Origin of the sequence: Polynucleobacter sp. HIN8, assembly GCF_030297615.1 — a bacterium.
GTDB lineage: Bacteria > Pseudomonadota > Gammaproteobacteria > Burkholderiales > Burkholderiaceae > Polynucleobacter.
The window spans coordinates 1735385-1755239 of sequence record NZ_AP028139.1 but is presented as its reverse complement, the minus strand read 5'-3'; the positions used below and the strand labels follow the sequence as shown (position 1 = coordinate 1755239).

Below are 19855 nucleotides of genomic sequence, written 5' to 3'. Positions count from 1 at the left end.
CATGGCTGGAATGACACCTGATTCAGGCGGTGCTTTTGGCGGATCCAGCCAAAGCAATGCGGCCTTTAAAAAGCAGCTAAATAAAGTCTATGGTTTTTACACCCTTGGCTTTTTAGCATTTATTGTTCTCGTTGGTATTGCCGAGCAAATGGGCATGGGCCGCGCCATGATTGGTTACGTCTTCTTGGGCGCAACCGTATTGCTCTACGCTGGTATCGGCGTGATGAGTCGTACCAATGATGCTGCGGAATACTACGTGGCAGGACGGCGCGTGCCGGCGGTCTATAACGGAATGGCAACCGGTTCAGACTGGATGTCGGCAGCATCGTTTATCGGTATGGCGGGTACTTTGTACCTCACCGGTTATGGCGGCTTAGCCTTCATTATGGGTTGGACGGGTGGATATTGCTTAGTGGCACTATTCCTTGCTCCGTATCTCCGTAAATTTGGCCAGTTCACGATTCCAGACTTTTTGGGTGCACGCTACGACGGCAATCTCCCGCGCTTTATCGGAATCTTAGCTGCCATTTTGTGCTCCTTCGTTTACGTGGTTGCGCAGATTTACGGTGTCGGTTTGATTACGACACGTTTGGCCGGTATTGACTTCGAGGTTGGTGTTTTCGTGGGTCTTGCTGGTATCTTGGTGTGCTCATTCTTGGGTGGTATGCGTGCGGTAACTTGGACACAGGTTGCGCAGTACATCATTCTGATTATTGCTTACATGATTCCAGTGGTTTGGTTATCGGTAAAGCAAACCGGTGTCCCAATTCCTCAGTTGATCTATGGTTCACAGCTTGAAAAAGTGACCGCTCGTGAAGCAGAACTCATCAAGGATCCAAAAGAGCTTGAAGTTCGTGCGATTTTCAAAGCACGTGCTGATGCGCTCGGAGAGAAGTTAAAAGATGTTCCAGCTGCATTAGCTGCCGATAAAGAAGCTGCTGAAAAGAAAGTAGCTGATTTGAAAGCTGCGAATGCTCCTGCGCCTGAAATTGCTGCTGCTGAAAAAGCCCTAGCTGCCGTTCCAAAAGATGCGGAAGCTGCGAAGAAAGCTTGGACTGCCCAGCGAACCGGTGCGAATAATCGTGCAAACCCATTAGCAAATATGCCCCGTCATGCTCAGCAGTTTGCGGGCGATCCCAATGGTGACGAAAAAGCACGTACCGCATTTGATACATCACGCCGTAACTTCTTGGCATTGATCTTCTGCTTGATGGTGGGTACAGCTGCCTTGCCACACATTCTGATGCGTTTTTACACGACCCCGTCGGTAAAACAAGCTCGTGAGTCTGTGACCTGGTCATTGTTCTTCATCTTCTTGTTGTATTTCACTGCGCCTGCATTAGCAGTCTTGGTCAAATACGAGGTCTTTAACGTTCTAGTTGGAACGCCGTTTGATAAGTTACCAGCGTGGATTGCAGCATGGGCAAAAGTTGACCCTGCGCTTCTGTCGGTAGCCGATATCAATAAGGACGGTATCTTCCAATTGGCTGAGATGACTATCGGTGGTGACATCATCGTGTTGGCAACCCCAGAAATTGGCGGCTTACCTTATGTGATTTCCGGCATGGTGGCAGCGGGTGGTTTGGCTGCTGCGCTGTCAACTGCTGACGGATTGCTCTTGACCATCGCTAACGCTTTGTCGCATGACTTGTACTACAAGATGATCGATCCTAACGCTTCTGCAGCTCGTCGCGTTGCGATTTCGAAAGCCTTGTTGCTCGTTGTGGCTCTGGCGGCAGCTTGGGTAGCAGCTCAAAAACCAGCAGATATCTTGTTCTTGGTGGGCGCAGCGTTCTCCTTTGCTGCAGCATCCTTCTTCCCCGCCTTGGTAATGGGAATCTTTTGGAAGAAAGCTACTAAAGCAGGTGCTTGCCTAGGCATGGTTTCCGGCTTAGCAGTCACTGGTTACTACATGATCATGACCCAGCCCTGGTTGCGCGGCGTGTTTAATGTGACATCTCCAGTTGAACTCTGGTGGGGTATTCAGCCAATCTCGGCTGGTATCTTCGGAGTGCCAGTCGGTTTTGCGGTTCTCATTTTGGTAAGCTTGGTAACCCCAGCTCCTAAGAAAGAGATCCAGGAGTTGATCGACCATGTTCGTTATCCAACGTTACGTGGCGATACGGTGAATACCGTCGCAAACTAATATAAAGGCTCTAGCATTTAAAACCCGCTCTTCGGAGCGGGTTTTTTTATTTAGGCCTTTAGTAAATGGCTTTGTGCAAGGGTCACAAAACTCCTCTATGCTAAACGGCATGAACTGGACCTATATTCGAATCACTTGTTTATTGCTTGCTCTTTTGGGGCCGAGTTGGGTGTCTGCGAATGCCTCAGGGGGCAAATCGCCGGTTTATCGCTACATTGAGAGTGCAAGCCTGCAAGGTCAGGGAAGACTTACATTTTGGGGTTTTGATGTCTATGACGCTCGCTATTACGTAGCTGATCCAAAAGGCCAAAACGGATTTGCTCTCGAAATTCATTACATTCGATCGTTTAAGGGCGCTGATCTCGCTAAGCGCACGATCGATGAAATGACTCGCTTAGGTGTTTCTGAAAAGCAGCGAATGATTTGGTTGCAAAGTCTTGAGAAAATTTTTCCTGATATTGCTTCGGGGGACACCTTGATTGGTATTCACTTGCCCGATCGGGGTACTTTGTTTTTACACAACGGCAAACCCGTTGGTGATGTTCCTGGCGACGCATTTGCGAAAGCCTTTTTTGGCATCTGGCTTGATGAACGAACCAGTGCGCCAAGGTTACGCTCGGCGCTGATTGCCAGTCGTTGTCCACCCGCTCTAATTGCAGCAAACTGCCCTAATCCTTAATTCTTTATTTGGTACCTACTATGTTTACTAGACTCAAGCGTCTAACAACCATTTTTTTGGTTTCTCTCCTATCGATAGGGGTAATGTCGTGCTCCAGTCCAAGCGTGCAAATGTATAGCAAGGAGCAGCCAAAGCTCGATTTAGCGACTTACTTTAACGGTGAAATTGATGCGTATGGCATCTTTACCGATCGAAGTGGCGAAGTCGTTAAGCGCTTTAAGGTTCTGATTAAAGCGAAATGGGAAATGAAAGATGGAAAGCGTGTCGGAACGTTAGACGAAGATTTTGTTTACTCCGATGGCACCAAGCAAAAACGGATTTGGACGCTCACCGAGGTGGCCCCCGGTCGTTACAGTGGCACGGCCAGTGACGTGATTGGTGAAGCGGTGGGTGAATTAGCGGGTAATGCGCTCAACTGGCGCTACACCTTGGCTTTGCCAGTGGATGGGAAAACTTACCATGTGCAATTTAATGATTGGATGTACCTGATGGACGATAAGGTCATGCTCAATAAAGCCGAAATGAGTAAGTTCGGAATTTATTTAGGTGAAGTCACTTTAGCTTTCTATAAACGCTAGATTGATTATTGTGAATCTAGTCATTTCACGAGGTACTTGGCGCAAGATCTGGAATTTCGTTTTATTTCAGATTGGTTGGTTTGCTTGCATCTTAGGTGCAGCTCATCATCAAATTGGCTTGGCTCTCGCCATCTCGCTTATTTGCATCGGGATTTATCTCTGGTTGTATCAGAATGCCCGCAGCGAACATGAACTACTTCTGAAAGTATTTATTTATGGCCTGATTGCGGACACGATTTTGGTTCAGTTGGGGTGGATTCGGTTTGAGTCGGACTTTCCATTTGCTGCCATTTCACCGGTCTGGATGTGGGCACTATGGCTGGTCTTTGCGACCACTCTGAAAGAGTCGATGGCTTGGTTGCAGGGTAAAAATGGTTTAGCTGCCGTTTTGGGGGCTATTGCGGGACCGCTATGTTACGAAGCGGGGGTGCGCCTTGGTGCCGCCTCCTGGCCAAGCCCGGAGGATCGGGTTTTTGCATTGATTTACTTGGCGGTGGTTTGGGCCATTGCAATGCCAGTATTTCTATATTTTGCCAAAGAAAAATAATTAATCCATATAAATCAATTAATTATAAGTAAATAAGCACTTACTTAACTCAATATCAAGCCACTCATACAAATAAATCAGAAATCCCTACTTGCAAACAATACTGTTTTTATATACAGTAAGCATACAGTATGAAATAAAGTAATTATTCGAGCAAAACCGAACCAAAATTAAGAAAAGGATGGCCATGGACGACAAGAAAAAATCAGCCTCATCAGAGTTTGCAGGGATGAGCGGTGAGAAGCAAAAAGCACTAACGGCCGCCTTGGCCCAAATTGAGAAGCAGTTTGGTAAGGGCTCGATTATGCGTCTTGGCGATGCAGAGATTAACCAAGATATTCAAGTGGTATCGAGTGGCTCCCTAGGCCTCGATATCGCCTTAGGCGTGGGCGGTCTCGCACGTGGCCGTGTGATCGAAATCTACGGTCCAGAGTCTTCCGGTAAAACCACATTGACGTTGCATGCTGTGGCTGAAATGCAAAAGCTCGGTGGTACTTGCGCATTTATCGATGCAGAACATGCGCTTGATGTGCAGTACGCCTCGAAGCTAGGTGTCGATGTTAATAATTTACTGATCTCCCAACCCGATACCGGTGAGCAGGCATTGGAAATTGCCGACGCCCTAGTGCGCTCAGGCTCAATTGATTTAATTGTGATTGATTCGGTGGCAGCCTTAGTACCTAAAGCCGAGATTGAGGGCGATATGGGTGATTCATTGCCAGGCTTGCAGGCACGCCTGATGAGCCAAGCCTTACGTAAGTTAACTGGCACCATCAAGCGCACGAATTCAATGGTGATATTCATTAACCAAATTCGGATGAAGATTGGTGTGATGTTTGGCTCGCCAGAAACCACGACTGGCGGTAATGCACTTAAGTTCTATGCCTCGATGCGCCTTGATATTCGTAGGATTGGCAGCATCAAGAAGGGTGATGATGTGATCGGTAACGAGACCCGTGTGAAGGTCGTGAAGAACAAAGTGTCGCCACCGTTCCGCGAAGCAATCTTTGACATCATGTATGGCTCGGGCATCTCCCGTGAAGGCGAAATTATCGATATGGGCGTTGAGGCCGAGATCGTTGAAAAGTCAGGCGCTTGGTATAGCTATAACGGTGATCGCATCGGCCAAGGTAAAGATAATGTGCGCGAATTCTTAAAAGAGAATCCTGAGATCGCAAAGGAGATCGAGGCCAAGATTCGACAAAAGCTTGGTGTTAAGAGTGGCGGTACCCTCATTAGCGAAACCTTAGACGATGAGGAGATTGAATCAGCGAGCGCTTAATGCCAGATTTCGATCGCGTTCCTAAACAAAGCCCGAGTCTTAAAGCTCGGGCTTTGCGTCTTTTATCCCGACGTGAATACAGTCGTTATGAACTCGCTCAAAAGTTACAACGCTTAGGTAGTCAAACGGATAACAATCCGCCGGTCGATTTTGAGGAGCAAATTACTGCGATTTTGGATGACTTTGAGGCGAAAGGTTGGTTATCTGATGAGCGGTATGCGCAAGCCCTTGTTCGACGGCGAAGTCAGCGCTACGGTTTGCGTCGCGTGGCCGATGAGTTACAGAGAGCTGGAATTGATCAAAATATGATTTCCAGTCTAAGTCATGAGTTAAGCTCTTCTGAATTTGAGCGCGCCCAAGCCTTATGGGCACGTAAATTTGGTGAAATTTCCTCCGACCAAAAGGAGCGTGCCAAACAGTACCGATTCTTGGTTTCAAAAGGATTTAATCCAGAGCTCGTCAATCGACTCATTAGCGGCCGGACCCCCTCAAAATAGCCAATTTGGTGCAGTGAAAATGTTAGACTTATGGGTCTTTTGAGGGCGTATTAAGCCTTTTTTGCCTTGATTTGGGTCAATGACCCAGGGGCCTCATCAAGGAAAATAGCTTTTCACGCTGGCGTTGAAATTTAATCATTCCAGGAGTTGCTATGAAAATTCATGAGTACCAAGGCAAGGAGATTCTGCGCCAATTTAATGTACCGGTACCCAATGGTATTCCAGCGTTTAGTGTTGATGAGGCCATCGAAGCAGCAAAGAAGTTAGGTGGACCAGTTTGGGTTGTAAAGGCACAAATTCATGCGGGCGGTCGCGGTAAAGGTGGTGGCGTGAAAGTAGCCAAAAGCATGGATGAGGTAAAGCAATACGCCAGTGCAATTCTGGGCATGCAATTAAAGACCCATCAGACAGGACCTGAAGGACAAAAAGTGCGTCGTTTACTCGTTGAGGACGGCGCTGATATTAAAAAAGAGTACTACTTGGGAATTTTGACCGATCGCGCCACTCAGAAAGTGGTGGTCATGGCCTCCAGTGAGGGCGGCATGGATATCGAAGAGGTCGCTGCAAAGACTCCTGAGAAAATCATCAAAGTGTTTGTAGATCCCTTAACTGGTTTAAGCGATGCGCAGTGCGATCAACTGAGTAAAGGTATTGGGGTTCCGGAAGGTTCGCAAGCTCAAGCGCGTGAGGTATTGAAGAATCTTTACAAAACCTACTGGGATACGGACGCATCTCTAGTCGAAATTAATCCACTGATTCTTGAGGGCAATGGCAAGATTAAGGCTCTCGATGCGAAATTTAACTTTGATTCAAATGCGCTGTATCGCCATCCTGAAATCGTGGCCTATCGCGATGTCGACGAAGAAGATGCTGCTGAGATTGAGGCATCTAAATTTGATCTCGCTTACATTTCCTTGGATGGCAATATTGGTTGCCTAGTAAATGGTGCGGGTCTGGCAATGGCCACGATGGATACCATCAAATTATTTGGTGGCCAGCCCGCCAACTTTTTGGATGTGGGCGGTGGCGCAACGGCAGAGAAAGTAACCGAAGCCTTCAAGATCATGCTCAAGAACAAGAGCGTGAAGGCCATTTTGGTCAATATTTTTGGCGGCATCATGCGATGCGATGTGATTGCCGATGGCGTAGTGACAGCGTGTAAGGCAGTGAATTTATCTGTTCCTTTGGTGGTTCGGATGAAGGGTACCAATGAAGAGTTAGGCAAGAAAATCTTGGCCGACTCCGGATTACCCATCATCAGTGCTGATTCCATGGCCGAAGCGGCAACGAAAGTTGTTGCGGCTGTTCAAGGCAAGTAAGCGACCATCTAATTTGAGGAAATCACTATGTCAATCTTGATTAATAAAAATACACGCGTGATCACGCAAGGAATTACAGGTAAGACCGGACAATTTCATACAGAGAAGTGCCAGGAATATGCCAACGGTAAAAATTGTTTTGTGGCTGGTGTGAATCCCAAAAAAGCTGGCGAGTCAATTTTCGGGATTCCGATTTTCGGAACAGTTAAAGATGCAGCCAAGGAAACAGGTGCGACCGTTTCGGTTGTCTATGTTCCACCGCCAGGGGCTGCTGCTGCAATTTGGGAAGCCGTTGAAGCAGATCTCGATTTAGTCATTTGCATCACCGAGGGAATTCCGGTTCGCGACATGCTTGAGGTTCGTAACAAGATGTTGCAAAAAGAAGCCAAGGGAGGCAAGAAAACTTTATTGTTAGGACCTAACTGTCCTGGTCTCATCACACCCGACGAAATTAAGATTGGCATCATGCCCGGTCATATTCACCGTAAGGGCCGTATTGGGGTTGTCAGTCGTTCAGGCACCTTAACGTATGAAGCCGTTGGTCAGTTATCGTCAATTGGCCTTGGGCAATCAACCGCAGTGGGTATCGGCGGCGATCCTATTAATGGCTTAAAGCACATCGACATCATGAAGATGTTTAACGAAGACCCCGAGACAGATGCGGTCATTATGATCGGCGAGATTGGTGGCCCCGATGAGGTTGAGGCAGCGCGTTGGTGCAAGACCAATATGAAAAAGCCGGTTGTTGGGTTTATTGCTGGCGTCACTGCCCCACCAGGAAAACGGATGGGCCATGCGGGCGCATTGATTTCTGGCGGAGCCGATACCGCGGATGCCAAATTAGCGGTAATGGAAGAGTGTGGCTTTAAGGTCACCAAAAACCCTTCCGAGATGGCGGCTTTACTAAAAGCAATGATTTAGTTTGTGAATTCAGTTGTAATGGCAGTCGATGTAAAAACAAAGTGTTTGGGTAAGTAGTTATAACGATTAGAGGAAGACATGGAATTTTTCACAATGATTGACTGGTCGGTCGTGATTCAAATCATCATCATCGACCTTTTACTCGGAGGAGATAACGCTGTTGTGATTGCGTTGGCTTGCCGTAATCTACATCCAAATCAACGCAGAAAAGGCATTATTTGGGGAACTGCTGGCGCCATTATCCTGCGCGTCATCTTGGTTGCATTTGCCGTCGTCATGTTGCAAATCCCGTTCTTAAAACTTGTGGGGGGCGCGTTACTCTTGTGGATTGGCTATAAGTTAATGGTGCAAGAGGATGAAAGTGAACATAACTTAGATGCGCCAGACAAATTATTTGCTGCGATTAAGACAATCATCATTGCTGACATTGTGATGAGTTTAGACAATGTTCTAGCGATTGCTGGTGCCGCTGGTCAGGTTGACAATGCTGCTCATCAAATTGGTTATGTGATTTTTGGTTTGATCGTATCCATTCCAATCATCGTTGCTGGTAGCCGAATCGTCCTTTATTTAATTGATCGCTTCCCATTGATTGTGACCGCAGGTGCAGGGTTACTAGGCTGGATTGCAGGTGGAATGATGGTGACGGATCCTGCTCTCATTAAGCAGTTTGGCGAGGGATTGGAGTCCTATGCGACCATCGCTGGCATCGCTGGTGCGGTTGGTGTCATGGCCTTCGGTGAATTGATGAAGCGCCGTGCCAAGAATTCAAAAGCTGCATAGTACTGATATTAAAATCAAGGATTACTGACAACTAATAAGCCCCTCTGCGATGGATTTCTGTCCGAAGATAGAGGTCCATTAAGGAGGGGATTTTTTATGCACACAAATCATCAAGTCACTGACGATCAACGCGGATTCACATTAATTGAGGTCATGGTCGTCGTGGCTATCATAGGTATCTTAGTTGCCGTCGCTGTTCCACAGTATCAGGATTACATTGCTCGTGGACGAGTGGTGGAAGGCTTAAATCTTGCCTCGAGTGCTAAATTGGCAGTGACTGAGGCATATGCCAGCAAAGGGCCAAGCCCAATGGATCGGGTTACCCAAGAGTCATTTTCATTTACCCCAACGCGAAGTGTGAAAGACATTGAGATCTTGGCAAGTGGGGCGATTGCAATTGATTACCAAACCTCGGTGGCGCCTGATGGCAAAAATAGCTTGATTTTGATTCCAACCAATGAACCAGATGTAGCCTCACCCCGCGCAATTGATCTTTCACAAAGTAATTTGGTGACTTGGTCAGGTGGTTGGTCGTGCCGATCGGAACAAACAAACTTACCCGCCAAGCTCTTGCCAGCGGAGTGCCGCGTAGGTAAGTAGGTATCGGTTATGGCGAGTGTTTAGCTCGCCTTCCAATCACCCGATTTACCACCGCTCTTTTCAAGTAACTTAATGTCGCTCATGACCATGCCTCTGTCTACGGCTTTGCACATGTCGTAAATGGTGAGGAGAGCTACTTGGACTGCGGTGAGAAACCCAGTAAAAACAACAAACTTAAAAAACTAAAACAACTTAATCTAAAACCTGTCGATTAAAATATTAGGCCAAATAGGACGGCATTAGGCCTAAAAAAAGAATAGCACAAGATACAAGCAGCACTGAGTCTATTCGCATACCAACCAAGCGCAACTCAATGGCTATGATGGCAAAAGAAGGATGCATTTCATCCGCCTGATGGGCGGGGATACCCCCCTTGTGCCTTTCACAAAAGTCGACCCCACGCCACCCCTATAGGACCTTTTTAAAACGGGCCCCATCAAGATAACCCTTTCGCCTTATTTTGCCTAAGCGATAGTGAATTCTTAAATTGACATCTTATGTTAATTTTGGCGTACAAGTTTAAAAAGTTTCTTCTTTTAATTATTTCGATTGTTTAATTGTTTATAGTTAAACTGTTCTAATATGACCACATAAGAGCCTATGAATCGTTTTTTATTGACCATGCAATATGATGAGAGTTTGATGCTTCCATTTTTTTTGAGGCACTATAGCCAGTACTTTCGAGCTGAAAATATCTTCATTATTGACCACGGGTCAAGAGTTAATTTGATACCAGAAGGCTTTAATCGTATCTATGTACCTAGGGATAGACCTTTTTCTGAGGTGGCCAGACTTGACTTGGTTCAGAAAATTACTCAAGGTTTGTTGAATTATTATGATTTTGGTATTTATGCCGACTGCGATGAATTAATAGCATTGCAAGGCGTTAATTTCACTTCTTTGGCAGATGAAGTTACTTATGTTGCTGGGTTCGAGGTGTTTTTGAATAAATCGAATCAAATTATTGGCGCATTAAACCCTCATGAATGCAAGCCTCTTATTTTTAAAAAAATGCCCAATTGGAGCTATGGATTTCATTCCTCAAATGCCAAGCCCTCCATCTTGAATATTCCAATGGCGCATATTCGATATTTTGATAGGGATTTATCTAGGGATAGGCTTCTTGAACGCAGGATGGTGCATATGAATATGGATGTGGTTGAAGCAAGCCGAGGTATTGCTGTACATTGGGGGGATGGTGATAAGGATTTGAATGACTTTTATTCTTATATTGACTCTCATCAAGCCAATATTTCTGTAGCAAAACCTTTTAGCGGTATTGAGTGGAATAAAGTTTTTAACATTTCAACTTCGAAAGGCTTATACGTGCAGTCCGAGCCCCAGTTTCACGCCAAAGGGGATTACAAAATTTTTGACGGGGAATTTTATAATTTAACAAAATTTTTTCCAGCTCTTACATAAGGGCCTGGTTGCTAAGTTATTTATCTGACTTTGTATTTGGTATTGCAATAGCTAGTTGTTCTTCGTCGTTTAGGTCAAGCTGCACATAACCTGCAGCAGGGCGGCCTCGAGTTTTAAGTTGTTTATAAAAAAGCCCTACGTGATTGCCAATGTCATTTAAGTATCTGAACATTACACCGTTTGCGTAGCGCTCGGCATCGACTTTGAAAAGAAGGTTTTACTTTTTGTATCGTGGCCTTTGATTTGGATTCGAGCTTGCCACTTACCGTTGCGGTTACGAAATGTTGCCATTTACCTCTCCTTGGTAGGACAGGATTAGGCCAAGAGTGTTTTTATTCTCTCGTTTTCGTTTCGCTAGTTAGCGTTTACTTACCTGCTTTCCACTCACCAGACTTGCCACCACTCTTTTCCAAGAGCTTTATTTCACCCATGACCATGCCACGGTCTACGGCTTTACACATGTCGTAGATAGTGAGCAGGGCAATTTGGGTGGCGGTGAGTGCTTCCATTTCAACGCCAGTGGGCCCTGTGGTCTCGGCTCTGGCTTGACAATAAATCGTGTGTCTGGATTGATCAGAGCGGAACTCAATACTGACGTGGGTGAGTGCTATGGGGTGGCAAAGCGGGATGAGATCAGCAGTTTTCTTAGCCGCCTGTATTCCCGCAATTCGGGCGATGCCAAGAACATCCCCCTTTTTATGACCGCCCGACTCAATGAGTTCATAGGTGTTAGGATTCATTTGAATACAGCCAGTCGCAATCGCTACCCGGTGGGTAGACGCTTTATCGCTAACGTCAACCATATGCGCTTGGCCACTGGAATCAAAATGCGTCAGTTTGTTCATACAAGAGGTTTTACCATATAGGCATGGGTAAGCAAGCAAAACGAATCATTGCATTGATCTTAAGCGGGATCTTGAGTATCCCCTCCTTGGCCCAACAGCCAGGGGTGTCGGTGACTCAAGATAGCGCCGCAAAAGAGAACCTTGGGCGCGTGATTCAGTCACCGGAGGCGCGTTCAGCCAATTTACCCTCTCGCAATACCCTGCAATCGCAACCTACCTTGGTATTGCCAGATATGGGTGATCCTGGCGGTGATGCTCTCAGCCCCTTAGATGAGCGCAAGATTGGTGAACAGATCATGCGTGAAATTCGTAGAGATCGGGATTTTTCCAATGATTGGCCCATTTACGATTACCTCAATTCGATGGAGCGGCGTCTCATGCAAGCCGCAAAACGCTTGCAACTGGGCGGAGCGAATGCTCAAGGCAGCGCGGCGTATGACTATGAGGTGTTTGCGGTGAAGGATCCATCAATTAACGCATTTGCATTACCCGGTGGATTTATTGGATTTCATACGGGACTTTTGATTACTGCAGAAACTGATTCAGAGGTCGCCTCGGTGATGGGCCATGAGATTGGCCATGTGTTGCAACGCCACTTAGCACGCTCTTTAGAGCGCCAAGGTACCAATTCCATCATTGCATTAGCGGGCATTGTGCTTGGTGCGCTAGCAGCGGCTAGTAATCCTGGTGCTGCTGCTGGTCTGATCACGGGTGGTCAGGCCTTAGCGATTCAGAATCAACTCTCGTATTCGCGGGATGCGGAGCGCGAGGCTGATCGGATTGGTTTTCAGATCTTACAAGCGAGCGGTTACGATGTGAATGGCGCACCCGCATTTTTTCAGCGCTTACAAAAAGCTTACGGAATTATGGATAGTGGTGTGCCGGGGTATTTACGCACCCATCCCTTAACTACCGACCGAATTGCCGATATGCAAGATCGGGCAAGGACGATCTCACAAAATCGAGTCCCCAGTGCGCTCGAGTTTTATTTAGTTAAATCCCGAGCTCGCATCGAACAAAGTGGGAGCACGAGTGGATTATTTGATCTGCGTAATTTATTTGAGAGTTTGAGCAAACAAGCCTCTCCTGAAAAGCAAATGGAAGGTTTCTATGGCTTAGCTTTGGTTGCCCAACGCCAGGGACGCTTTGATCAGGCTGAAGGTTTTTTGCAAAAGGCTCGGGCCGTGGCTCAAAATGTCTTGGCACCTGGTTCACCTGTGCAGCGTCAGAGCTTATCCTTTGATTACACCGCATCCGAACTAGCGCTGGCCAGAGGTAAGCCAGAGGAAGCTTTGCAATATGCCCAAAATGCGGCCAAGGCAGACCCGTTTTCATTCTCCGCAGTTGTAGCAACGGTCAACGCGGAATTGCGTTTGGGTCGAACCAATGATGCAATTAATTTACTACGAGCCAAGACCAAAGCGCAGCCGAATGAGACGATCTGGTGGGATTTGCTAGCACGCGCTTACGATCAAGATAAAAAAATTGGTTTACGGCATTACGCACTTGCTGAGAAGTTCGCTACTGAAGGAGCTTGGCCATCAGCGATTGAGCAACTTAAGATTGCGCGCTCGGCAGCGGGTAATGATTTTTATTTAGGATCAGTCATTGATGCGCGACTGCGGGTGTTTCAGAATCAATATCGCGAAGAGCAAAAAGAGCAAAAAAAGAGCTAGTGCAACTCGTGCTGGTCGCTCGGAAACTCAAAGTCATCATCGTGGGAGCGACTTGCGTGTAAATGGGCAATGCGCCAGCCTTTACCGTCTTGCATGAGGACTAAAGTGATATTGATCATAAAGTCGGCTTCAATCTGATTATTCTTAAAATAAACTGCTTCGGTAGAATCAAACACCGCAGCACTCACAGTAATGTGTTCAATGCAAGCAATCGGTTCTAAATAAAGGGGCCGTGCGAGCATCCGCTCCAGCCCCATCCGGATCTCCGCATGACCGCTTAAGCGGTTCCCTTCTGGCAATACGCAAGTAATCGAGTCGTCATCAAGCCACAATGCCAGTGCTCCTTCGACATCCCCTTGACGCAAGGTTTCACGCCAAGCATCAATGACTTCATCGGGGTTCTGAAAGAGTCGTGCAAAGCGCGGCATAAGCGATCTAATGAGTTATTAATGGTGTAAGCATACTGTAGACGCGTTCTGCTTCAATCTGATTGAGGCAATTGAGATGCCCTAGCGGGCAGGTACGCTGATAGCAGGGGCTGCAGTCCAGTCCCAACCAAATGATCTGAGCTTTTTGGGATAAAGGCGGCGTATGCTTGGGATTGCTTGACCCAAAAATAGCAATTTGTGGAATCGAAAGGGCTGCGCCAATATGCATGAGACCCGAGTCGTTGCTAATGAGGGATGTGCATTGTGCGATCAGCGCCATTGATTGGTCTAAGCGAATCGTGCCACACCAGTTATGAATCCGCTTAGAAAGATTGGAACCTTGCACAATTTCTTGGCCAAGTACATGATCGGCTTGGCTACCTAGAATGATAATTTTCGTGTCTGGAGAGCCTTCTAAAATTTGGTTTGCTAACTTCGTAAAGTGACCGGTTGGCCAACGTTTTGCAGGACCGTATTCAGCACCTGGTGCAAATACATAATAGGACCCGCCCCCGATTTGATCGATCTTTTTTGCTGCCCATTGCACAAGTGCGGGATCAATCGCTAAGCGAGGCTGAGGAAGATTTTTTAGATCCGCTGTTGGGTTGAGACCTTCCACCAATTTTGCATAGTGCTCGATCATTGGTGTGCGTACGTGACGTGATGGATTGGGTAAAGAGAGATTGATTAACCCAAACCGAAACTCGCCTTGGTAACCAATCCGTTTTGGGATTTTGGCAAGCCATGGGATGAGTGCCGACTTAAAACTATTGGGTAGTATAAATGCCATTTCATAATCTTGCCGCTTTAGCTCCTGGGCAATTGATCGCCGCAATCCCCACTGCAAGGCTCCGTGTTGAAAATCATGCTCAATGATTGAGGTCATTTCAGGGCATGCACGGTAGATGGGGCCTACCCAAGGAGTGCATAAGACATCAATACTGGAATTGGGAAACCGATTGTGAATGAGGGTAATAAGCGGCAAGGACATAACCGCATCCCCAATCCAATGCGGGGCGATAACGAGGATGCGTGGCATAGCGAAGCCCCGTTTTGGGACGATCTTAGTGACCGTGAGGTTCGGTACCAGGAATCACGTGATATTCAGTGCCGCAATACGGGCATTTAACTTGACCGGTAGCCAAAATATCCAGAAAAACGCGTGGGTGATAGTTCCAGGCTGGGGTATCTTTGGTTGGGCAATGCAGTGGTAAGTCATTGCCATGAACCATGACCGCATTCATTTCGTTTAAATCACGCATACCAATTTAAAGTTAGACAGTGGTTAACCAAGCACGGTAACGGTCGTTTCGACCATACACCGTATCGAAAAATACATCCTGAATTTGTTTGGTAATCGGGCCGCGTTTACCATCACCAATCGCTCGGTCATCGAGTTCACGAATTGGGGTCACTTCAGCTGCGGTACCAGTAAAGAATGCTTCATCAGCCGAGTACACCTCATCTCGGGTGATGCGTTTTTCTCGAACCTCAAATCCTAAATCTTTGGCAATGCGGATGATGGAGTCACGAGTAATACCATCAAGGCAGGAAGCCAGATCGGGGGTGAACACAATGCCATTGCGCACCATGAACATGTTCTCACCCGAACCTTCGGAGACATAGCCTTCGGTATCCAATAAGAGGGCTTCATCATAGCCATTAGCAGCCACTTCTTGATGCGCCAGGATTGAATTAATGTAGTAACCAGAAGCTTTCGCACGAACGAGTGAGGAGTTCACAAAGTGACGCGTAAAGGATGAGGTTTTAACCCGAATCCCTTGATTAATGCCATCTTCACCAAGGTAGGCACCCCATTGCCAGGCGGCAATTGCCGTATGCACTTTATTGCCGGTTGGCGAAATTCCCAACTTTTCCGAGCCAATAAAAATAATGGGGCGGATATAGCATGAGGCTAATTTGTTATCGCGCACGACTTGAAGAATGGCCTGTGCAATTTGCTCTTCGCTGTAATCGATTTTCATCTGAAAAATCTTTAGGCCATTAAAGAGGCGTTTCACATGTTCAGCTAAGCGAAACACCGCAGTGCCGTTTTCGGTTTTGTAGGCGCGAATGCCCTCAAAGATGCCCATGCCGTAGTGAAGACTATGCGTTAGCACATGAATATTGGCATCCCGCCAGGGAACCAGTTTGCCATCGAACCAAATAACTCCATCACGGTCAGACATCGACATTATTAGCACCTTTATGTTGTGGTGGGCTTGCAGATTGTTTATGCAATTTAGCCCCAAAACCTTATTGTAGAGCAGAGGAATCGCTCGGGCTGCCGTCCAATTGGGCGGGCTTTCTATAATCAGTCGATCTATGGATTGCGCACGCCTGACTGCTAAATTACCTTACTTTGGTTGGAGCCAACAACAGCAATCGGCCTGGCGTGGTGGACTAAAAACGATGTCACGCTCAGCCCTTGCTATTTTTAGTTGGGCGGTGGTGACGGGACTGGCAATGGGCAAATCATCCTTGTCCACTGAACAAGCTCTAGCGATGAGCTTATTTGTCTTTGCCGGCTCAGCTCAGCTTGCCGCCCTTCCGCTCATTGGGGCTGGATTTTCGGTCTTTACGATCTTAATTACTGCATTGATTGTGAACTTGCGCTTTGTGATTTTTAGTATTGGCGTCCAAGCGCACTTTTCTCATTTACCTGCCTGGCGAAGAGCCATCTTAGGTTATTTCACAGCGGATTTTGGGTATTTGATGTACACCAGTCGCTTTGGCGAGGTGCAAACGGAGGCCGAGCGTAAGAACGATTCCTATTACCGTACTTACTTTATGTACGGGCTTGCTACGGGTAACTGGGGTATCTGGCAAGCCGGTTCAATTTTAGGGATTTTGGGCGCAAGTCAAATCCCAGATGAATGGGGGCTGGAATTTGCTGGGACCTTAGCTCTAATTGCGGTGATTGTCCCAATGCTAGATCACCGGGCAGCCCGCTGGGCAGCCGTCGTCGCAGCGATGGTTGCCATTCTGACTTATAGCTTGCCTCTTAAGCTTAATTTGACGGCCGCCATTCTGGCCGCGATCGTGGTTGGGATCTTGGCCGACCGCTCATCCAAGGTGATGCGATGAGATCGGACTCCTTGGGCGCTTTTGAGATTGCTTTACTCATTGGGGGGATGGCCTTCATAACCCTATTAACCCGCTCTTTCTTTGTGTTCTTGGGCGCACGCGTTCGAGTGCCTGAGCTGATTCTTCGGGCAATTCGATATGCACCGCTAGCAGCCATTGTGGGTATCGTGGCACCCGAACTGCTTTTACCCCCAGGAGCGGCCGAAATCACTCAAATGGACTGGAAATCCCCTAACCTTTGGGGTGGGTTCGCGGGCTTTATTGCGTATTTCTGGACGCGTCAGATGTTGCCAACCCTGATTTTGGGTATGACCGTGTTTAGTTTGGTGCGCTACTGGCTCTAAAATAGAACTTCCACACTTAATACTCTAATTTCTCCAAATTTAATAACCTATGTCTTCCACCTTGCTTCACGTAAAGCGCCTGAGTGATCTCGCAGCATCTGGTCAACTCAAAGGTAAGCGGGTATTTATCCGTGCGGATTTGAACGTCCCTCAAGACGAGGCAGGCAACATTACAGAAGATACGCGAATTCGGGCGTCGATCCCGGCGATTCAGATGTGTTTGGATGGCGGGGCAGCGGTGATGGTGACCTCTCATTTGGGTCGGCCTAGCGAAGGAGCATTTAAGGCAGAAGATAGTTTGGCGCCCATTGCCCATCGTATTGCTGAAATCCTAAATCGCAAAGTTCCATTAATTAGTAATTGGGTTGACGGTGGTTTTGAGCTGACCCCGGGCGATCTGGTTCTTTTGGAAAATTGTCGGGTCAATGTCGGCGAGAAAAAAAATGCCGATGAATTAGCAAAAAAAATGGCTGCCTTGTGCGATGTTTATGTTAACGATGCCTTTGGCACGGCGCATCGTGCAGAGGCAACGACGCATGGTATTGCCCGGTTTGCCAACGTCGCGTGTGCTGGTCCCCTAATGGCTGCTGAGCTCGATGCCTTGAGTCGGGCTTTAGCCGAGCCCCGAAGGCCTCTTGTTGCCATTGTGGCGGGTTCCAAGGTATCAACTAAATTAACCATTCTGAAATCACTCGCTGAGAAAGTTGATGAGTTGATTGTTGGCGGTGGGATCGCCAACACCTTTTTATTGGCCAAAGGGTTCAATATTGGCAAATCGCTAGCCGAACCAGATTTGATCAATGAGGCTAAAGAAATTATTGCGCTAATGGAAAAGCGTGGGGCGCGAGTTCCGATTCCTGAGGATGTGGTGGTTGCAAATGAGTTATCACCTTTGGCCAGAGCTAATCGGGTACCCGTCGATGAAGTGGCCCCAGACGACATGATTTTAGACGTTGGCCCAAAAACAGCCGCCAAACTATCGATGATGCTTGCTCATGCCGGTACGATTGTTTGGAATGGTCCTTTAGGCGTATTTGAGATTGATCAATTTGGGGGTGGCACCAAAATGATTGCAGCTGCCATTGCTCACTCACCCGCATTCTCGATTGCTGGTGGTGGAGACACCTTAGCCGCCATCGCGAAGTACGGCATCGAGAATCAAGTGGACTACATTTCAACCGGAGGCGGGGCGTTTTTAGAGTTTCTTGAAGGTAAAACCCTACCTGCATTTGCTGTGCTCGCAGAGCGCGCGAAGGAGTAATCATGCAACGAGCAACTAAAATTATTGCCACGCTAGGGCCAGCGTCCGAGAAGCCCGATGTCTTGCGCGACATGATTCGTGCGGGGCTTAATGTGGTTCGTCTCAATTTCTCGCACGGAACCGTCGCTGACCATCGGGCGCGTTATGACCTGGTTCGTCAAATATCTAAAGAGCTTGATCGTGAAGTGGGCATCATGGCCGATTTGCAGGGTCCGAAGATTCGGGTGGGTAAGTTTGCCAATGGAAAAGTCATTCTTCAAGAGGGCGCTCGCTTCATCCTAGATGTCAATTGTGAGCTTGGCAATGAAGAGCGGGTGGGGTTGGACTATAAAAATTTACCCAATGATGTTCAAGCGGGTGATCGACTTCTACTCAATGACGGTTTGATTGTCTTGGTAGTCGACCAAGTCAAGGGCGGAGAGATTTACACGCGCGTAGAGAGTGGCGGCCCCTTATCGAATAACAAGGGTATTAATCGTGCCGGTGGTGGCTTAACGGCACCCGCCCTCACCGAAAAAGATATTGCTGATTTGGATGCCGCAATTTCAATGGGAGTTGACTTCTTAGCCATTAGCTTTCCAAAGGATGGCGCAGATATGGCCTATGCCCGCCAGCTCGCAGATGCAGCAAGTGCGAAGCACGGCAAAGGCAAAGCGCGTCTCATTGCTAAAGTTGAGCGTGCTGAGGCGATCGTTACCGAAGCCCTGCAGAGCATCATTGATGAGAGCGACGGCATTATGGTTGCTCGCGGTGATCTAGCAATTGAAGTTGGTAATCCAGCAGTACCTGCATTACAAAAGCGCATGATTCGGATGGCTTTGGATGCGAACAAATTTACCATCACCGCTACACAAATGATGGAGTCGATGATTAGTGCTCCAGTACCAACCCGTGCCGAGGTGAGTGACGTTGCTAATGCAGTATTGGACGGTACTGACGCCGTGATGCTTTCAGCAGAATCTGCGACTGGGCAGTTTCCGGTTAAAACCATTGAGCAGATGGCTGCTATTTGCATCGAGGCTGAAAAATCCGAAGTGGTTCACTTGGATACTGACTTCTTGGATCAGCGATTTGAGCGGATTGATCAAGCGATTGCGCTTGGTGCACTTTTTACGGCCCATCATCTCAATGCCACCGCGATTGCAGCTCTAACCGACTCTGGTTCAACGCCGATTTGGATGAGTCGTCACAACATTCGGGTACCGATTTTTGCCTTAACCAGTCGCGTGGAAACCCAGCGCGCCTTAAGTACGTATCGCAACGTTAGACCTTTTAGTATTGGCAAAGGTGCCGATCGAGAATCCGCTTTAATTCAAGTGGAGGAGCGTTTAAAGAAGTTGGGGGTCGTCAAATCGGGAGACACGATTGTTTTAACGATTGGTGAGCCAATGGATCAGCCTGGCGGTACTAACACTTTGAAAATTATTAAAGTTCGTTAAT

The 19855-nt window shown here is 47.4% G+C and carries 21 protein-coding genes and 1 pseudogene; 16 read left to right on the top strand and 6 right to left on the bottom strand.

All coding sequences use genetic code 11. The annotated features are described in order from the left end of the window. The first annotated feature begins 1 nt into the window (after window position 1). The 10 genes from QUE65_RS09105 to QUE65_RS09060 all read left to right on the top strand — a co-directional run bounded on the left by QUE65_RS09105 (window position 2) and on the right by QUE65_RS09060 (window position 9352). Window positions 2-2146 carry a sodium:solute symporter family protein gene (locus QUE65_RS09105; protein WP_286280783.1) on the top strand — a complete coding sequence of 715 codons (2145 nt, stop codon included), beginning with the start codon at window positions 2-4 and terminating at the stop codon, window positions 2144-2146. A gap of 109 nt (window positions 2147-2255) precedes the next feature. Next, window positions 2256-2825 (top strand): chalcone isomerase family protein, encoded by a 570-nt coding sequence (locus QUE65_RS09100; protein ID WP_286280782.1) that lies wholly within the window; start codon window positions 2256-2258, stop codon window positions 2823-2825. A gap of 83 nt (window positions 2826-2908) precedes the next feature. After that, window positions 2909-3403 (top strand): DUF3833 domain-containing protein, encoded by a 495-nt coding sequence (locus QUE65_RS09095; RefSeq protein ID WP_286280781.1) that lies wholly within the window; start codon window positions 2909-2911, stop codon window positions 3401-3403. 10 nt (window positions 3404-3413) lie between these two features. After that, entirely contained in the window at window positions 3414-3950 is a 537-nt protein-coding gene (locus tag QUE65_RS09090) for a DUF2878 domain-containing protein (RefSeq protein ID WP_286280780.1), read from the top strand. Window positions 3951-4137: 187 nt separating this feature from the next. Then, entirely contained in the window at window positions 4138-5232 is a 1095-nt protein-coding gene (gene recA, locus QUE65_RS09085; RefSeq protein WP_286280779.1) for a recombinase RecA, read from the top strand. Next, window positions 5232-5729, top strand: a complete 498-nt coding sequence (recX, locus tag QUE65_RS09080) for a recombination regulator RecX (protein WP_286280777.1) — start codon at window positions 5232-5234, stop codon at window positions 5727-5729. The genes recA and recX overlap by 1 nt, the downstream gene beginning before the upstream one ends. A 152-nt stretch (window positions 5730-5881) precedes the next feature. Continuing rightward, window positions 5882-7048 (top strand): ADP-forming succinate--CoA ligase subunit beta, encoded by a 1167-nt coding sequence (gene sucC, locus QUE65_RS09075; RefSeq protein ID WP_215370055.1) that lies wholly within the window; start codon window positions 5882-5884, stop codon window positions 7046-7048. A gap of 27 nt (window positions 7049-7075) precedes the next feature. Further along, window positions 7076-7969: a succinate--CoA ligase subunit alpha gene (gene sucD / locus QUE65_RS09070; protein ID WP_215370053.1), complete on the top strand. Its 894-nt coding sequence runs from the start codon at window positions 7076-7078 to the stop codon at window positions 7967-7969. Window positions 7970-8047: 78 nt separating this feature from the next. After that, entirely contained in the window at window positions 8048-8752 is a 705-nt protein-coding gene (locus tag QUE65_RS09065; RefSeq protein ID WP_286280775.1) for a TerC family protein, read from the top strand. Window positions 8753-8848: 96 nt separating this feature from the next. Further along, window positions 8849-9352 (top strand): pilin, encoded by a 504-nt coding sequence (locus QUE65_RS09060; RefSeq protein WP_215370050.1) that lies wholly within the window; start codon window positions 8849-8851, stop codon window positions 9350-9352. A gap of 20 nt (window positions 9353-9372) precedes the next feature. On the opposite strand, the pseudogene QUE65_RS09055 reads toward QUE65_RS09060, so the two are convergent. Beyond that, a pseudogene (locus QUE65_RS09055) lies at window positions 9373-9504 on the bottom strand (cyclic pyranopterin monophosphate synthase MoaC); the annotation flags it as partial. Between the two features lie 448 nt (window positions 9505-9952). Between QUE65_RS09055 and QUE65_RS09050 the strand changes: the two are divergent. Continuing rightward, window positions 9953-10774, top strand: coding sequence for a hypothetical protein (locus QUE65_RS09050; protein ID WP_286280773.1), 822 nt, complete (start codon window positions 9953-9955; stop codon window positions 10772-10774). Window positions 10775-11139: 365 nt separating this feature from the next. On the opposite strand, the gene moaC is transcribed toward QUE65_RS09050, so the two are convergent. Next, complete coding sequence (gene moaC / locus QUE65_RS09045; RefSeq protein ID WP_286280772.1) at window positions 11140-11619, bottom strand: cyclic pyranopterin monophosphate synthase MoaC; 480 nt, start codon at window positions 11617-11619, stop codon at window positions 11140-11142. Window positions 11620-11642: 23 nt separating this feature from the next. Between moaC and QUE65_RS09040 the strand changes: the two genes are divergently transcribed. After that, window positions 11643-13295 carry a M48 family metalloprotease gene (locus QUE65_RS09040; protein WP_286280771.1) on the top strand — a complete coding sequence of 551 codons (1653 nt, stop codon included), beginning with the start codon at window positions 11643-11645 and terminating at the stop codon, window positions 13293-13295. On the opposite strand, the gene QUE65_RS09035 is transcribed toward QUE65_RS09040, so the two are convergent. From QUE65_RS09035 to QUE65_RS09020, 4 genes are read right to left on the bottom strand one after another with little or no spacing between them, the layout of a single operon-like run. Next, the gene (locus QUE65_RS09035; protein WP_215370045.1) at window positions 13292-13723 is read right to left on the bottom strand and encodes a nuclear transport factor 2 family protein; all 432 of its coding nucleotides are present in this window, start codon (window positions 13721-13723) and stop codon (window positions 13292-13294) included. The two genes, QUE65_RS09040 and QUE65_RS09035, sit on opposite strands and share 4 nt — an antisense overlap. Window positions 13724-13730: 7 nt before the next feature. After that, a complete protein-coding gene (gene waaF, locus QUE65_RS09030; RefSeq protein WP_286280770.1) occupies window positions 13731-14762 on the bottom strand; it encodes a lipopolysaccharide heptosyltransferase II in 1032 nt (343 codons plus the stop codon). A gap of 25 nt (window positions 14763-14787) precedes the next feature. Beyond that, window positions 14788-14985, bottom strand: coding sequence for a zinc-finger domain-containing protein (locus QUE65_RS09025; protein WP_251371842.1), 198 nt, complete (start codon window positions 14983-14985; stop codon window positions 14788-14790). A gap of 12 nt (window positions 14986-14997) precedes the next feature. Then, complete coding sequence (locus tag QUE65_RS09020) at window positions 14998-15918, bottom strand: branched-chain amino acid transaminase (RefSeq protein ID WP_286280768.1); 921 nt, start codon at window positions 15916-15918, stop codon at window positions 14998-15000. A gap of 130 nt (window positions 15919-16048) precedes the next feature. Here QUE65_RS09020 and QUE65_RS09015 point away from each other — a divergent pair, with 130 nt between their 5' ends. The 4 genes from QUE65_RS09015 (at window position 16049) to pyk (ending at window position 19854) form a co-directional block, all read left to right on the top strand. Then, window positions 16049-16810 carry an AzlC family ABC transporter permease gene (locus QUE65_RS09015; RefSeq protein ID WP_286280767.1) on the top strand — a complete coding sequence of 254 codons (762 nt, stop codon included), beginning with the start codon at window positions 16049-16051 and terminating at the stop codon, window positions 16808-16810. Further along, entirely contained in the window at window positions 16807-17154 is a 348-nt protein-coding gene (locus tag QUE65_RS09010) for an AzlD domain-containing protein (protein WP_286280766.1), read from the top strand. The genes QUE65_RS09015 and QUE65_RS09010 overlap by 4 nt, the downstream gene beginning before the upstream one ends. A gap of 61 nt (window positions 17155-17215) precedes the next feature. Beyond that, complete coding sequence (locus QUE65_RS09005; RefSeq protein WP_286282509.1) at window positions 17216-18415, top strand: phosphoglycerate kinase; 1200 nt, start codon at window positions 17216-17218, stop codon at window positions 18413-18415. Between the two features lie 2 nt (window positions 18416-18417). After that, window positions 18418-19854 carry a pyruvate kinase gene (gene pyk, locus QUE65_RS09000; RefSeq protein ID WP_286280765.1) on the top strand — a complete coding sequence of 479 codons (1437 nt, stop codon included), beginning with the start codon at window positions 18418-18420 and terminating at the stop codon, window positions 19852-19854. Window position 19855 lies beyond the last annotated feature (1 nt).

Excerpts from the sequence above, each read along its gene's own strand:
- QUE65_RS09105 (WP_286280783.1), top strand. The coding sequence starts at position 2 with ATGGCTGGAATGACACCTGATTCAGGCGGTGCTTTTGGCGGATCCAGC.
- QUE65_RS09100 (WP_286280782.1), top strand. The coding sequence starts at position 2,256 with ATGAACTGGACCTATATTCGAATCACTTGTTTATTGCTTGCTCTTTTG.
- QUE65_RS09095 (WP_286280781.1), top strand. The coding sequence starts at position 2,909 with ATGTCGTGCTCCAGTCCAAGCGTGCAAATGTATAGCAAGGAGCAGCCA.
- recA (WP_286280779.1), top strand. The coding sequence starts at position 4,138 with ATGGACGACAAGAAAAAATCAGCCTCATCAGAGTTTGCAGGGATGAGC.
- recX (WP_286280777.1), top strand. The coding sequence starts at position 5,232 with ATGCCAGATTTCGATCGCGTTCCTAAACAAAGCCCGAGTCTTAAAGCT.
- sucC (WP_215370055.1), top strand. The coding sequence starts at position 5,882 with ATGAAAATTCATGAGTACCAAGGCAAGGAGATTCTGCGCCAATTTAAT.
- sucD (WP_215370053.1), top strand. The coding sequence starts at position 7,076 with ATGTCAATCTTGATTAATAAAAATACACGCGTGATCACGCAAGGAATT.
- QUE65_RS09065 (WP_286280775.1), top strand. The coding sequence starts at position 8,048 with ATGGAATTTTTCACAATGATTGACTGGTCGGTCGTGATTCAAATCATC.
- QUE65_RS09060 (WP_215370050.1), top strand. The coding sequence starts at position 8,849 with ATGCACACAAATCATCAAGTCACTGACGATCAACGCGGATTCACATTA.
- QUE65_RS09050 (WP_286280773.1), top strand. The coding sequence starts at position 9,953 with ATGAATCGTTTTTTATTGACCATGCAATATGATGAGAGTTTGATGCTT.
- moaC (WP_286280772.1), bottom strand. The coding sequence starts at position 11,619 with ATGAACAAACTGACGCATTTTGATTCCAGTGGCCAAGCGCATATGGTT.
- QUE65_RS09040 (WP_286280771.1), top strand. The coding sequence starts at position 11,643 with ATGGGTAAGCAAGCAAAACGAATCATTGCATTGATCTTAAGCGGGATC.
- QUE65_RS09035 (WP_215370045.1), bottom strand. The coding sequence starts at position 13,723 with ATGCCGCGCTTTGCACGACTCTTTCAGAACCCCGATGAAGTCATTGAT.
- waaF (WP_286280770.1), bottom strand. The coding sequence starts at position 14,762 with ATGCCACGCATCCTCGTTATCGCCCCGCATTGGATTGGGGATGCGGTT.
- QUE65_RS09025 (WP_251371842.1), bottom strand. The coding sequence starts at position 14,985 with ATGCGTGATTTAAACGAAATGAATGCGGTCATGGTTCATGGCAATGAC.
- QUE65_RS09020 (WP_286280768.1), bottom strand. The coding sequence starts at position 15,918 with ATGTCGATGTCTGACCGTGATGGAGTTATTTGGTTCGATGGCAAACTG.
- QUE65_RS09015 (WP_286280767.1), top strand. The coding sequence starts at position 16,049 with ATGGATTGCGCACGCCTGACTGCTAAATTACCTTACTTTGGTTGGAGC.
- QUE65_RS09010 (WP_286280766.1), top strand. The coding sequence starts at position 16,807 with ATGAGATCGGACTCCTTGGGCGCTTTTGAGATTGCTTTACTCATTGGG.
- pyk (WP_286280765.1), top strand. The coding sequence starts at position 18,418 with ATGCAACGAGCAACTAAAATTATTGCCACGCTAGGGCCAGCGTCCGAG.